Origin of the sequence: Myceligenerans salitolerans, assembly GCF_017349295.1 — a bacterium.
Lineage (GTDB): Bacteria > Actinomycetota > Actinomycetes > Actinomycetales > Cellulomonadaceae > Myceligenerans > Myceligenerans salitolerans.
Genome location: NZ_JAFMPK010000026.1, coordinates 76258 through 90417 on the forward strand (window position 1 = coordinate 76258; position 14160 = coordinate 90417).

Consider the following 14160-nt stretch of genomic DNA (forward strand, 5'->3'; position numbering starts at 1 on the left):
GCGGTGTGAGCAGCGTGCGCAACTCGGCAGGCGGCCCCGGCCGCACGAGTACCGGCGGCATCGGCCGCATTCCCGTCATCCAGGTGTCCCCGGTGGTCGAAGGGGGTCGCTGGCCGGCCAAGGCCGCCGTCGGCGAGGTGGTACCGGTCACCGCCACCGTGTTCCGGGAGGGGCACGACGCCGTCGGCGCGACGGCCGTGCTCGTCGCGCCGGACGGGACGGACCACTCGTGGGCGACGATGACCGACGTCGCGCCGGGCCTGGACCACTTCCGCGGCTTCCTGCAGCCCGACGCCCGTGGCGAGTGGGCGTTCCGCGTCGAGGCGTGGAGCGACCCGTACGCGACCTGGGCGCACGACGCCACGATCAAGATCGAGGCGGGTATCGACGTCGACCTCATGCTCGCGGAGGGAGCGCGGCTGTTCCGCCGTGTCCTGCGCCCTGCCCGGCGCGACGTGCTGATCGCGCCGTACCGTACGGCGGCCGACTCCGAGCTGCTCGCCGCCACGCTGACGGCGCTGGAGGACGACTCCCGGCCGGCAGCCGCCCGGCTGGCCGCGGCGACGTCGCCCGAGGTGCGCGACGCCCTGGCGCGAGCGCCGCACCGGGAGATGGTCTCGGCGTCCGACACGTACCCGCTGCGGGTCTCGCGGCCGCTCGCGCTGGCCGGGGCGTGGTACGAGATGTTCCCGCGCTCCGAAGGCGCCTACCGGAAGCCGGACGGCACCTGGGTCTCGGGCACGTTCGCCACCGCGGCGAAGCGGCTGCCCGCGATCGCCTCCATGGGCTTCGACGTCGTCTACCTCACTCCCGTCTCCCCGATCGGCACCACGTTCCGCAAGGGGCGCAACAACACGCTCGCGGCCGAGCCCGGCGACCCGGGCAGCCCGTACGCGATCGGGTCGCCGGACGGCGGGCACGACGCGATCCATCCCGAACTGGGGACGGAGCAGGACTTCGTGGCGTTCGTCCGGGCGGCCCGCGACACGGGTCTCGAGGTGGCGCTCGACATCGCCCTGCAGTGCTCCCCGGACCATCCGTGGGTCGCGGAGCATGCCGAGTGGTTCGTGGTGCGCGCGGACGGGTCGATCGCGTACGCGGAGAACCCGCCGAAGAAGTACCAGGACATCTACCCGCTCAGCTTCGACACCGACCCGGAGGGCCTGCGTGCGGCCGTGCTGGACGTGATCCGCACCTGGATCGACCGCGGCGTGACCCTGTTCCGCGTCGACAACCCGCACACCAAGCCCCTGGACTTCTGGGAGTGGCTGCTCGCCGAGGTGCACGCCACGAACCCCGAGGTGATCTTCCTCAGCGAGGCCTTCACGCGGCCGGCGATGATGCAGACCCTCGCACGGATCGGGTTCCACCAGTCGTACACGTACTTCACGTGGCGCAACACCAAGGAGGAGATCGAGGAGTACCTGGCGGAGGTGTCCGGCCCGCTCGGCTCGGTCATGCGGCCGAACTTCTGGCCCACCACCCACGACATCCTGACGCCCTACGTCCAGCACGGCGGCGTCGCCGGGCACGCGGTACGCGCGGTGCTGGCCGCGACGGGCTCGCCGTCGTGGGGGATGTACTCCGGCTACGAGCTGGTGGAGAACACACCCCGCCCCGGCGTCGAGGAGCACATCGACAACGAGAAATACGAGTACCGGCCGCGGGAGTGGGAACGCGCCACCGAGTACGGGATCGCGGCACTGGTCACACGCCTCAACACGCTGCGCCGGGAGCATCCGGCGCTGCGTCAGCTGCGCAACCTGACCGTGCATCCTACGACGAACGACCAGGTAGTGGCGTTCTCACGACGAATCGGCGCAGAATTCCTCTCCGACGCGCGAAGCGGTTCGAAGGGCAGCACCATGGTGCCAGGGGGCAGCACGGTCGATCGACGCGGCGCCGACGTGGGCGCCGCGACCGTCACCACCCCCGCACACGACGACGTGATCGTGGTCGTGGTGAATCTTGATCCCTGGAACTCTCAGGAGTCGCTCGTGCACCTGGACCTGAAGGCCCTCGGCCTCACACCGCCGGAGGGTGACCCCGACGCCGCGTTCTACGTGGCGCACGACCTGCTCTCGAACGAGACCTACGGCTGGGGCGCGACGCCGTACGTGCGGCTCGACCCCGCCCATCGCGTGGCGCACGTCCTGCACGTGACTCCCGCGGGGACCGACCGCGGCGGCACCGGAGGCATCTCATGACCACATTCGGGCCGGGAGGCCCGGCCGAGCAGCCCGATCGCGGGACGGGGCGGCCCCAGCCGTCGCCCGGCACCGCTCGCGACGTGCCGCGGCCCGTGACCGCCCCGATTCCCGTCCAGGCCCTGCCGCCCCGGCGGCAGCCCCAGGTCGAGGCGCGCCGCCCCGGACTGTCCGACGATCCCGAGTGGTACAAGAAGGCGGTCTTCTACGAGGTGCTCGTCCGGGCGTTCTCGGACCCGGGCGACTCCGGGATCGGTGACCTGCGCGGGCTCGTCGACCGGCTGGACTACCTCGAGTGGCTCGGGGTGGACGCCCTGTGGATCCCTCCGATCTACCCCTCCCCGCTGCGGGACGGCGGGTACGACGTCGCGGACTTCACCGCGATCGCGCCGCAGTACGGCTCCGTCGACGACTTCCGCGACCTGGTCGCCGCGGCCCACGAACGCGGCATGCGCGTGGTGATCGACCTGGTCATGAACCATACGAGCGACCAGCACCCATGGTTCCAGGCGTCGCGGTCCGACCCCGACGGGCCCTACGGCGACTTCTACGTGTGGAGCGACCACCCCGAGCGGTACCAGGACGCCCGCATCATCTTCGTGGACACCGAGACCTCGAACTGGACCTTCGACCCGGTGCGGCGTCAGTACTTCTGGCACCGGTTCTTCAGCCACCAGCCGGACCTGAACTTCGACAACCCGGACGTGGCGGAGGCGATGCTGGACGTGGCGCGCTTCTGGCTGCGGCTCGGCGTGGACGGCTTCCGGCTCGACGCCGTTCCCTACCTGTTCGAGGCCGAGGGGACCAACTGCGAGAACCTGCCCGAGACGCACCGCTTCCTGCGGCGCGTGCGCAAGATGGTCGACGCCGAGTTCCCCGGCCGCATCCTTCTCGCGGAGGCGAACCAGTGGCCGCAGGACGTGGTCGAGTACTTCGGCACCGAGGACGAGCCCGAGTGCCACATGTGCTTCCACTTCCCGGTGATGCCGCGGATCTTCTACGCCATCCGGGACCAGCGGGCGAACCGGCTGAAGGAGATCCTGGCGGATACCCCGGCCATCCCGGCGGGCGCGCAGTGGTCCACGTTCCTGCGGAACCACGACGAGCTCACCCTCGAGATGGTCTCCACCGAGGAACGCGCCGCGATGTACGGGTGGTACGCGCCCGACCCGCGGATGCGCGCGAACGTCGGGATCCGTCGCCGGCTCGCGCCGCTGCTGGAGAACTCGCGCAAGGAGATCGAGCTGGCGCACGCGCTCCTGCTGTCCATCCCCGGCTCGCCGTGCCTCTACTACGGCGACGAGATCGGTATGGGCGACAACATCTGGCTGCCCGACCGGGACTCGTCGCGCACCCCGATGCAGTGGACCCCGGACCGCAACGCGGGCTTCTCCCACGCGGACCCGGGCAAGCTGTACCTGCCGCTCGTGCAGTCGCTGGTGCACCACTACCAGCACGTCAACGTCGAGGCCCAGCTCGCGCAGCCCACCTCCCTGCTGCACTGGGTGCACGGCATGCTCGCCGTGCGGCGCCTGCACCCGGCGTTCGGCACCGGCGCCTACCAGCAGGTCGACTGTGACGACGAGGCGATCATCGCCTTCACCCTCACGAACGACACCGAGACGGTCCTGGTCGCGGCCAACCTGTCCGCGACGGCGCGCTCCGCGACCCTGAAGCTGCCCCGGTACACCGGCTGGACGCTGACGGACGTGTTCGGCGGCGCCGGGTTCCCCGACGTGACCGACGGCGGCACCGTCACGATGACCTGGGGCGCGCGCGACTTCTACTGGCTGGTGCTCGCACAAGGGGCGGCGCCGGCTCATCCGGGAGGGGCGTGACGATCATCGACGAGGCGCGGAGCGTCATCGTGCACGAGGGGGCGGGCCCCCTGCCCGACGGCGTCCTGCGCCTGCTGGACGCCTGGCTCCCCGGCCGGCGGTGGTACCCCGTACCGGGTGACGGCGTGCGCCACGTGCCGTGGCTGACCGTGGAACTGCCCGCGGGAGCGCCGGGCCAGAGCTCGGGCGGACCTCGGCCGCCCGGCGTCGTCGTGCCGCTGCTGCACCTCGCGGGGCCCGGCCTCGCCGGGGACGACGGGGCCCTCGTGATCCAGGTGCCCCTCGTCCTGCACCACGTGGAGGCCGAGCCGGCCGGCAGCGGATCCGCGGGCCGGGGTGCCGGCCGCCCACCGCCGGCCGGTACCGGCGCGCCGATCGGGGTCGTCGACACGGACGACGGGCCCGTCGCGGTGTACGACGGCGGCACGCACCCGGCGGCCTGGCGCGCCTATCTGGAGGCCGCCCTCACCGCCGGCCATCCTCTCGCCGCGGACCCCCCGCGGGCCGACCCGCGCGATCAGGGCTGGCTCGAGGACGCCCGCCCGCTCGGCGGCGAGCAGTCCAACACCTCCGTGCTCGTGCCCGAGCTCCGGGTGGAGGTCCCCGGGGGCGACGGGGAACGGGTACACGGCGTGATCCTGAAGATCCTGCGCACCGTCCCGCTGGGCCCGCACCCCGACGTCGTCATCCCGGAGGCGCTCACGCGGGCCGGCTGGGACGGCGTCCCACGCTATCTCGGCTCGATCGAGCTGCCCCGGGTCCCGGGGGCCGTGCCCGCGGGAGCGCCCGCCCCGCCCGCGTCCGAACCGCGGGACGCCCACGGCGTCCACGCTCATCTCGCCGTCGTCTCCGAGCTGGTGACGGGCGCCGACGACGGTTTCGAGCTCGCCTGTGCCCACGCCCAGGAGGGTCTCGGGTTCGACGAACGGGCCGCCGAGCTCGGCGCCGTCGTCGCGCGCATGCACACGGTGCTGGCCGTCGCCCGTCCCACGGGCACGACCCTGGACCCGAGCGCCTTCATGGGGGTGCTCCGCCGTCGGGCCGCCGAGGCGATCGCGGACGTCCCCGGGCTCGCGCCCTACCGCGCCGGTATCACCGCCTTCTACGACGAGGTCAGCGAGCACCTCGCCCGGGTGACGGAGGACCACCCGGTGCCGCTCCAGGCCATCCACGGCGACCTGCACCTGGGACAGGTCCTGCATGCCCGCTCGGGATGGAAGGTCCTGGACTTCGAGGGTGAGCCGCAGCGGCCGGTCGCCGAGCGCACCGCCCCGGACCTGCCCCTGCGGGACGTCGCGGGGCTGCTGCGCTCCTTCGACTACGCGGCCGCCGTCGGCGAGGCGGCCGACCCGGAGTGGTCGTCCCGGGCACAGCTCTCGTTCCTGGAGGGATACCGTCAGGCCCTCGGCGGCCCCGGTGGCCGGCACGGGTCACCGCGGGACCACGGCGGCGCGGTACCGGGCGCAGCGGTGCCCGGCGGAGCGCTCGACGTCACGACGGCGGAGCTCCTCCTGCGCGCGCTCACCCTCGACAAGGCGCTGTACGAGGCCGTGTACGAGGCGCGCCACCGCCCCGCGTGGCTGTACATCCCGCTGCGGGCGGTGGCCCGCGTCCTCGACCGCTGACGCGGCAGGCCACGAAGGGCCAGGGTGCCCCGGGACCGCGTCGGCCCCGGGGCGTCCGGTCAGCGGAACGTCCCCTGGGCGACCGAGCCCTGCAGCCGCCGCTGGAAGAACACGTACACCACGAGGACCGGGATCACGGTCATGACGACGCCCGCGTACAGCGCACCGAAGTCCACCGCGTATCCCGCCTGCGAGGCGAACTGCGCCATGCCCTGCGTCAGCACGTAGTTGTCCGTCTCCGTGTTGAGCGCGACGGGCAGCAGGAACTGGTTCCACAGGCCCAGGAAGTTGAAGATCGCCACGGACGCCATGCCCGGCCGCGCCATGGGCAGCATGATCTGGAAGAACGTACGCCACTCGCCCGCACCGTCGACCTGCGCCGCCTCCGCCACCTCGTGCGGCAGACTCCGGAAGAACGAGTACAGGAAGAAGACGGTGAACGGGAACGCGAACGCCACGTACGTGACGATCAGCCCCGGCAGGGTGTTGAGCAGGCCCGCGTTCCGCAGCACGAAGAACAGCGGCACGATCGCGAGGAACACCGGGAAGGTCAGTCCCGCCAGCATGAGGTTGTAGATCACGGTGTTGCCGGGGAACCGGAACCGCGCCAGCACGTAGGCCGTCAGCGCGCCCAGCAGCATGACGAAGAACAGTGCGCACCCGACCACGACGATCGTGTTGAGGAAGTACCGCCCGATGCCCGCGTCGGTCCACGCGTTGACGTAGTTGTCGAGGCTCGGGTCGGCCGGCAGGGAGAACGGCGAGGCCAGGATCTCCTGCGTCGTCTTGAACGACGACAGGAACACCCACACGAACGGCACGACGACCAGCACCGCGCCGAATGCCAGCAGCACGTGGCTCGTGGCGACCGCCGTGCGGTCGCCCACCGTGCCCGACGGCGTCCGCCGCGGCGTGGCCGCGGACGGCCCGCCGAGGTCTCCGCGCGCCGGGTTGCCGGTCTGCTCCGCCACGGCGCTCATACGACTCCTCCTCGTGCCACGCAGCGGCCACGTACTCCGCTCCTGGGCCGGTACCCTCCGCGAACGACCCCGGTGTTCATGCGTGCCCCCTCACGTCGTCGCGACCGCCCGTGATCCGGTCCACGAGGAACACCGCACCGGCGAACACCAGCGTCACGAGCGCCAGGACGACGCCCATCGCCGTCGCGTAACCGAACTGCCCCTTGCTGAACGCCGTCTGGTACAGGTCCTGGCTGATGACGAACGTCGAGTAGCCGGGACCGCCGCCGGGATTCATCGCCTGCATGTAGACGAACGAGTCGATGGCGGCGATGCCCAGGTAGATCCATGCCGTGCGCACGTTGTCGCGGATGAGGGGCACGGTGATCGAGACCGCCGTGCGGAACCGGCCCGCGCCGTCGAGACGTGCGGCCTCGTAGATCTCACCGGGGACACCCTTGATGGCGGCCACGAACAGCACGGTGTAGAAGCCGACGAAGCTCCAGACGATGACGAACATCGAGGCGCCCATGGCCGTCCGGGTGTCGCCGAGCCAGGGGAAGTCGGCCATGCCGTCGAGCCCGATGCCGGTCAGCACACCGTTCAGCAGGCCTCGGGACGGGTCGTAGACCTGTGCCCACACGAGGCCGATGACGATCGCGGGCACGCAGTACGGGAAGAAGGAGACGACACGGTAGAAGCCCGCGCCCCGCACACCGCGCACCCCGCCCGTCGTGGCACCGCCGACGGTCACCATGGTGGCCACCGCGATCGCGATCACGATCGTCACCGTCGGCACGACGACCGCGAGCAGGGCGCTGTTCATGGCGGCGCGCAGGAACTTGTCGTCGCCCAGGAGACGGGCGAAGTTGTCGAGGCCGACGAACGCCATGTCGGCGGTGAACCCGCTCCAGTCCGTCATCGAGAAGTAGACCGCCTGAGCGAACGGTGAGATCACGAAGACCACGTACACGGCGAGCGGCAGGAACAGGGCGACGGCGAAGAAGCTCGCCTTGTCGAAGGAGATCTGGCGGCGGCGCCGACGCCGGGCCGGCCCGGATCCGTTCCCGGGCCGGCGCGCCGTGGCCGGCGGCATGGCGTCGCTCGGAGCCGCCGAGGTTGACGCGGACATCGGCTCAGCTGACCTCGATCTTCTCGACCGAGTCGTCCGCGGCGACGTCGTCGCTGATCTTCTGCAGTCCGTCGGTGACGCCCTTGACGTCCAGGTCGCCCGACAGGAAGGCGTTCCACACGACGAGCTGGTCGGCGTTCAGGCCGTAGTAGTCGACGAACTGGTAGTTGAAGATGTTCTCGCCCGCGGCGTCGAGCATCCCGGTCTGGGACACGAGCGCGGTGGACCCGAAGCCGTCCTCCGGCACGATGCCCCGGACGATGGTGGGAGCGAGCCGGGTCTCGGAGAAGTTCGTCGCGGCCTCCGCCGAGAGCATGGCGCGCAGGATCTCCTTGCCGCCCGCCGGGTTGGCACCCTGGCTCGGCACGATGAACGGTTCCCCCGCGCCCGCACGGATCGCCTCGTACGGGAAGGCGGGGCTGTCCGAGACGGTGGGCGTCGGGAAGCCGGTCATCCGGAAGTCCGCGGCGGTGGCGTCCTTCATCTCGTTCTCGATCCAGCCGCCCGACGGGTACAGCAGCGCGTCCTGGTCGTTGCTCCAGCGCGCCTGCGCGGCGGTGAACTGCGTGCCGGCGCCGCCCGGCACGAAGTACCCCTTCTGCACGATCTCGTGCAGGGCCTCCAGCACGCCCTGCATCGCGTCGTGCGACCAGGCGTTCGGCTCCAGGTTCTCCAGGGCGAGGCGGACCTCGTCGCCGCCCTCCTTGATGGCCGAGTCGAGCGCCATGGTCTGGTAGTAGGTCGCGGCCTCCTTGCCCCAGACGAAGAGCTTCTTGCCGGCGCTCTCCGCCTCGGCGCCGAGGTCGATGGCCTCCTGCCAGGTGGCGGGTGCCGTCCAGCCGTTCTGGTCGAACAGCGAGGCCGAGTACCACACGGCGTACACGGTCATCACGTAGTTCAGGGCCACGAACCGGCCGTTGTAGGTGCCGGGGTCCTTGACCGACGGATACAGCGTGTCGGCGATGGTGGTGCCCTCGTAGTTGGGTGCGTCGAAGACGTCGTCGAGTTCCTCGAGCTGGTCGGCGATCGTGTTGAAGCCGATGGAGCCCGCACCGGAGTTGTCGATGAGGTCCGGCGGGTTGCCGCCGACGAAGCGGGGCTGCAGCTCCTGCGCGATCTGCGTGGAGGGCGAGACCTCGAAGGTGACGTCGGGGAACTGCTTCTTGGCCTCGTCCGCGGCGAACTCGACGTAGTCGAACCCGTACCCGCCGTTGAAGATGACGGCCTCGACGTCGGCGTCCTCGACCAAGCCGAACGGGTTGTCGGCGCTCATCTCACCGGCGGCGGTCTCGCCACCGCCGCTGCCGCCGCTGGGGACCGCGCACCCGGCGAGCGCACCACCGAGCGGAGCGAGCAGAGCGGTGGCGACGGCCCCGCGCACGAAGGTCCTGCGATCCAGTGCGGCCTGCGCCAGCCGACCTTCGGTGAACTTGTTCGTGGACATGCAAGTCTCCTCTTGTCGATCCCGGTCGCACGGCTCTGTGCCAGGTGCGCGTGACGGCCGTGTCACCCCGGCAGGACGAATATGTTAGCCGTCCTACCACTTAGGGTGAACCTAGTCACACACCATGCCGCATGGCAAGCGTGGCACCGTCACGTCTCGGTAACGCACCGTTCAGGAGCCGGTGGCACTCCGCGGAACCGACCTGCCCGCACCGGGCCGGCGTTCGGCGGCCGGCGGGCCGCATCACCCGCCCGCGCGGCGACTACGAGGCACCGACGAGCTGGTTGAGGGAGCGCAGGACGCGGGGAGCCGTCAGGACGGCCGGATCCGGCGCACCGGTCCCGGCCCGACCGGTCCCGGGGTACGCGAGAGGTCCGCGGTCCGTGCCGGTCCCGGCGTCCGCGGTGACGTCGCCACCCGGCCACGCCCCGAACGTCACCCCGAACGTCGTCGTCTCCCCCGGCAGCAGCGTGACCAGCGCCCGGTCCGCGACCGCGTCGGGGCGCGCCTTGTCCGCCAGCAGGGTGAGGTCGCGGACCAGGTTGCGTGCGGCGACCCGGACGACGAGCCGTCCCTCGCCCGCCGGCTCGACCCTCGTGTCGAGCTCCGGTGCCGCGAGCGCCGAGTCCCGTGGTTCCGTGAAGAACCAGGTCCCCCGGACGTCGCCCACGCTCGCGACGATCAGTTCGCCCCCCGCCTTCGCGGGCGTCGCGACCGCCGCCGGGATCGGCACGGTCGTGGTGCCCCGCGGCGTGGCCGCGAAGGACGACCGCGCCGCCGCGAGTTCCGTCCCGTCGTAGGCGAGGCGCCGCAGCACCAGTTCACCGGCCCACGGTTCGTCCCGGTCGTTGACGACGACGGCGGCCACACCGGCCGCGGGCCTCGGCTGGATCGTCACCAGCCGGTCCGCGTGAGCCTGCGCCAGCGCGTACAGCAGGGGTTTGGGCCGCTCGTCCCCGTCGACCGCCGCCCACGACGTCACCGGCCAGCAGTCGTTCAGCTGCCAGACGACCGACCCCGTGCACCGCGGCGCCCACGAGCGCAGGTGCTCGACGGCGGTCCGTACGGCCGTGGCCTGGTTCCACTGCATCGCCCAGTGCCAGTCCTCCATGTCGTCCGGCAGGGGAACGTGCGGCACGAGACCTGCCGTGAGCTTCTTGTTGCCCTCCATCGCCTTCTGGTGCACCTGCATGCCGGGCGACTCCGGCGTGAGCGGGGTGTCACCCACGGAGCGCCGCAAGGTGGTCCAGGCGGGCGGTGCCTGCCACCCGAACTCCGCCATGAACCGGGGCACCGTGTCGCGGTAGTGCGGCCAGTCGAGCTGGTTCCACAGGTCCCACGAGTGCATGGAGCCGTGGTCCGGGTCGTTGGGGTGCCGTCCGAGGCTGCCCGACCACGGGCTCGAGGGTGTGTACGGCCGCGTGCCGTCCAGTTCGGCGACGATCCCGGGCAGCAGGTCCGTGTAGTACCCGAGGCCCCACGTCCTGCCGTCGAGACGCAGCTGCCAGCCCCAGTCGTGGTAGCCCCAGATGTTCTCGTTGCTGCCGTTCCACAGCACGAGGCTCGGGTGGGGGGCAAGCCTGGTGACCGCCTCCCGTGCCTCCGCCTCGACCTCGCCGCGCAGCGGCTCACCCTCGCTGTAGGCGGCGCAGGCGAACGCGAAGTCCTGCCAGACCAGGATGCCGCGCTCGTCGCACTCGGCGTAGAAGTCGCCGGACTCGTAGAGCCCGCCTCCCCACACCCGCAGGAGGTTGAGGTTGGCGAACTCCGCCTGGTCGAGCCGCCGCGCGTACCGCGCGCGGTCCACGCGATGGAAGAAGGCGTCGTCCGGGATCCAGTTGGCGCCCTTGACCCAGACGGGCCTGCCGTTCACGACGATGGTGAACGGCGTCCCGTCGTCGTCGGGCGTCATATCGAGCGTCACGTCGCGGAAGCCGGTGCGACCGGTCCAGCGGTCGAGCGGCAGCCCGGGCGGTGTGTCCGACGGCGGCCGTGCGGCGGTCAGCGTCACCTCGACGTCGTACAGAGGCTGGTCGCCGTACCCCCGCGGCCACCACAGCGCGACGTCGTCCAGCCGCAGGTGGACGACGGCGGACGTCCGGCCCGGCTCGACGGTCACGGTGGCACGCCCGCCCGGCAGCGGGCCGCCACCCGGGCCGCGGACGTCCACGGCTGCCTCGAGGGCGGTGCGGGCGCCGTGCCGCTCGACGTCGAGGTGCACGTCGAGGACTCCGGCCGTCGCCGGGCCCGACGTGTCGGTGGTGGCGAGTGGCCGTACGGCCGCGAGCCGGGCCACGGGCCACGACTCCAGGCGCACGGGACGCCAGAGGCCTGCCGTCGCCGCGTCGATGCCCCAGTCCCAGCCGAAGTTGCAGGCCGCCTTCCGGATCGCGTTGAACGGGTGATGGTTGACCTGCGGACGCTGCCCGAGTGCGAGGCTCTGCGCGTCGGCGTAGCGCACCGGCGACTCGAAACGCACGACGAGCTCGTTGTCGCCCTCGCGCAGGGCGTCCGTCACGTCGAACCGGTAGCCGCGGTGCTGGTTCGCGGTCCGGCCGATCACGGCTCCGTTCAGGATGACCACCGAGACGGTGTCGAGTCCCTCGAAGACCAGGTCCTGGCGCGTCGCCGGCCGTTCCGGCGCCGCACCGCCGCCGGCCGGCCACGCGAACACCGCGCGGTACTCCCAGTCGCACCGGCCGATCCAGGCGAGGAGGCGTTCGTTGTCGTCCAGGTACGGGTCGGGGATGAGCCCCGCCGCGAGGAGATCCGTGTGCACGGTGCCCGGCACGGTCGCCGGCAGGCCCGGGCCGTCGGCGGCGAGCGCCTGGGCGAGGTGTGCGGGAACGGGCCCCCCGGCGCACCGCACGGTCCAGCCGTCATGCAGGTCACGGACGTGCCGGGAGCTCCGGCCGTCGGGAGCGGTGCCGCCCGCGGCGTCGTGCGGCGGGGCGCCGCCCGGAGCGGGTGCGTGGGGAGGGGTGGTGCGGGTGAGGGCGTGGGTCACTTGGTGGCTCCGGAGGTCAGTCCGCTGTAGATCTGCCGCTGCAGCAGGAGGAACGCGATGAGGGTCGGGATGATGACCAGCACCGCGCCGGCGGAGATGATCTCCCACTGCGCGCCGAACGGTCCCATGAAGCGGAACAGCGACGTGGAGACCACGCCGAGGTCCCGCGAGGGCATGTAGAGGAACGGGATGTAGTACTCGTTGTAGATCGCGATGCCCTTGATGATCACGACGGTGGCGATCGCCGGACGCAGCAACGGCACGACGATGCGGGCGTAGATGGTCAGGCGGTTCGCCCCGTCGAGCATCGCGGCCTCGTCGAGGGATCGTGGGATGGACCGCATGAACTGCAGGAAGATGTAGATCGACACGATGTCGGTGCCCATGAACAGCACGATGGCGGCCCAGCGGGTGTTGAACAGGCCGAGGCCGTTCACCACCTGGAAGGTGGCGACCTGGGTGGTGACCGCGGGCACGAGCGTGGCGAGCAGGAAGGCGCTCATCACGAGCCGGCGGCCCCGGAAGTCGAAGCGGTCGACGGCGTAGGCCGTCATGGTCCCGACGAGGATCGTGCCCACGAGGGAGACCGCCAGGATGATCGTCGTGTTCGCGAACCCCTGCAGCATCCCGCCGCGGGTGAACGCGACGACGAAGTTCTCGAGGTTGAACCAGTCGGCCGGCGGGGCGAGCGGGTCCGACGTCGCGAACTCCTCACGGCTCTTGAAGGCTGCCATGAACACGGTGGCCAGCGGGATCAGCGCGCAGGCGACGGCGATCAGGAGGCTGGTGTACTTCAGGGCGATACCGAGTGGTGTCGTCAGCGGACGCAGGGCGCGCCAGCGGCGCGCGAGGCCGCCGCGGGCGAGGTGCGGACGGGCGGCCGGGCCGGCCGTCGGGTCACTCGCCGGGCCGGCCGTCGCACCCGTCGCCCGGCCGGTGGTGTGGTCGGTCATGTCAGGTCCACCCTCTCGTCGGGGAAAAGCCTGCGCTGGATCCAGGTGACGAGCAGGACGACGAGCAGCAGCACGACGGCCATGGCCGAGGCCAGGCCGAACTTGTTGAACTGGAAGGCCTGCTGCACCGTCTGGATCACGAAGGTGGTGGAGCCGTTGGCGCCTCCCGTCATGATCCACGGGATCTCGAACACCGACAGCGACCCGGAGATCGCCAGGATCGTGGTCAGGCCGATGATCGGGCGGATCGCGGGCGCGATGACGTACCGGAACTTCTGCCAGCTCGTGGCTCCGTCGAGGTCCGCGGCCTCGTACAGCTCGCCCGGGATCGACTGGATCGCGCCCAGGAACAGCACGAAGTTCAGTCCCAGGTACCGCCACACGCTCGTGGCGGCGAGCGACACGTTCACGAGCGACGGGTCGCCGAGCCACTGCGGCGGCTCCGCCACACCCAGGAGGCCGAGCATCGCGTCGAGCGTGCCGCCGGGACGCAGGAAGAACAGGAACACCAGGCCGATCGCGACGCCGTTGATCAGGTAGGGGAAGAAGATCACGCCCTTGAAGACGTTCCGGAACCACGTGGTGAAGCTCAGGATCGTGGCGAAGTAGAGGGCCAGGACGAGCTGCACGGCGGCACCCGCCAGGTAGTAGAGGCTTACGAAGAAGACCTCGAACATGCGCGGGTCCGTGAAGATCCGTGCGTAGTTGTCGAGACCCACCGGCTCCTTGACCGGGTCGAGGCCGTCCCAGGACGTGAAGCCGTACCAGACCATGTTGGCGACCGGGACGTAGGTGAACAGGACGAGCAGGCCGAGCGGCACCACCAGGAAGAGCCACGGCGTGACCGGCAGGCCGTGGCCCGGGCCGCGACCGGACCGGGAGCGCCGGGCACCGTCCGGGCGCCCGGCGCTCCCGCCGCGCACCCGGACGTGCCAGGCACCACCGCCCCTGCCGCCGGCGCGGCGCGCCGGACGGGATTCGGTGAGGGAGGTCAT

General features: G+C 71.3%; 9 protein-coding genes. 3 read left to right on the plus strand and 6 right to left on the minus strand.

Annotated elements, in window-relative coordinates:
• Positions 1-5: 5 nt before the first annotated feature.
• Genes J0911_RS05265 through J0911_RS05275 form a run of 3 tightly spaced genes read left to right on the plus strand, consistent with a single transcriptional unit; the run spans position 6 to position 5670 of the window.
• Positions 6-2207 carry an alpha-1,4-glucan--maltose-1-phosphate maltosyltransferase gene (locus J0911_RS05265; protein ID WP_307864922.1) on the plus strand — a complete coding sequence of 734 codons (2202 nt, stop codon included), beginning with the start codon at positions 6-8 and terminating at the stop codon, positions 2205-2207.
• Entirely contained in the window at positions 2204-4045 is a 1842-nt protein-coding gene (gene treS / locus J0911_RS05270) for a maltose alpha-D-glucosyltransferase (RefSeq protein ID WP_207274416.1), read from the plus strand. The genes J0911_RS05265 and treS overlap by 4 nt, the downstream gene beginning before the upstream one ends.
• The gene (locus J0911_RS05275) at positions 4042-5670 is read left to right on the plus strand and encodes an aminoglycoside phosphotransferase (RefSeq protein WP_242636322.1); all 1629 of its coding nucleotides are present in this window, start codon (positions 4042-4044) and stop codon (positions 5668-5670) included. The genes treS and J0911_RS05275 overlap by 4 nt, the downstream gene beginning before the upstream one ends.
• Positions 5671-5729: 59 nt before the next feature.
• Here J0911_RS05275 and J0911_RS05280 read toward each other — a convergent pair whose 3' ends face one another.
• The 6 genes from J0911_RS05280 to J0911_RS05305 all read right to left on the minus strand — a co-directional run bounded on the left by J0911_RS05280 (position 5730) and on the right by J0911_RS05305 (position 14160).
• Positions 5730-6650, minus strand: coding sequence for a carbohydrate ABC transporter permease (locus tag J0911_RS05280; protein ID WP_207274417.1), 921 nt, complete (start codon positions 6648-6650; stop codon positions 5730-5732).
• Between the two features lie 76 nt (positions 6651-6726).
• Entirely contained in the window at positions 6727-7761 is a 1035-nt protein-coding gene (locus tag J0911_RS05285; protein WP_307864923.1) for a carbohydrate ABC transporter permease, read from the minus strand.
• 4 nt (positions 7762-7765) lie between these two features.
• Positions 7766-9205, minus strand: a complete 1440-nt coding sequence (gene ngcE / locus J0911_RS05290; RefSeq protein ID WP_207274418.1) for an N-acetylglucosamine/diacetylchitobiose ABC transporter substrate-binding protein — start codon at positions 9203-9205, stop codon at positions 7766-7768.
• Between the two features lie 262 nt (positions 9206-9467).
• Complete coding sequence (locus J0911_RS05295) at positions 9468-12212, minus strand: glycoside hydrolase family 2 protein (RefSeq protein ID WP_207274419.1); 2745 nt, start codon at positions 12210-12212, stop codon at positions 9468-9470.
• Positions 12209-13165 carry a carbohydrate ABC transporter permease gene (locus J0911_RS05300; RefSeq protein WP_207274420.1) on the minus strand — a complete coding sequence of 319 codons (957 nt, stop codon included), beginning with the start codon at positions 13163-13165 and terminating at the stop codon, positions 12209-12211. Before J0911_RS05300 ends, J0911_RS05295 begins: the two co-directional genes overlap by 4 nt.
• The gene (locus J0911_RS05305; protein ID WP_207274421.1) at positions 13162-14160 is read right to left on the minus strand and encodes a carbohydrate ABC transporter permease; all 999 of its coding nucleotides are present in this window, start codon (positions 14158-14160) and stop codon (positions 13162-13164) included. The genes J0911_RS05300 and J0911_RS05305 overlap by 4 nt, the downstream gene beginning before the upstream one ends.

Excerpts from the sequence above, each read along its gene's own strand:
- J0911_RS05300 (WP_207274420.1), bottom strand. The coding sequence starts at position 13,165 with ATGACCGACCACACCACCGGCCGGGCGACGGGTGCGACGGCCGGCCCG.
- J0911_RS05280 (WP_207274417.1), bottom strand. The coding sequence starts at position 6,650 with ATGAGCGCCGTGGCGGAGCAGACCGGCAACCCGGCGCGCGGAGACCTC.
- J0911_RS05285 (WP_307864923.1), bottom strand. The coding sequence starts at position 7,761 with ATGTCCGCGTCAACCTCGGCGGCTCCGAGCGACGCCATGCCGCCGGCC.
- J0911_RS05305 (WP_207274421.1), bottom strand. The coding sequence starts at position 14,160 with ATGACCTCCCTCACCGAATCCCGTCCGGCGCGCCGCGCCGGCGGCAGG.
- treS (WP_207274416.1), top strand. The coding sequence starts at position 2,204 with ATGACCACATTCGGGCCGGGAGGCCCGGCCGAGCAGCCCGATCGCGGG.
- ngcE (WP_207274418.1), bottom strand. The coding sequence starts at position 9,205 with ATGTCCACGAACAAGTTCACCGAAGGTCGGCTGGCGCAGGCCGCACTG.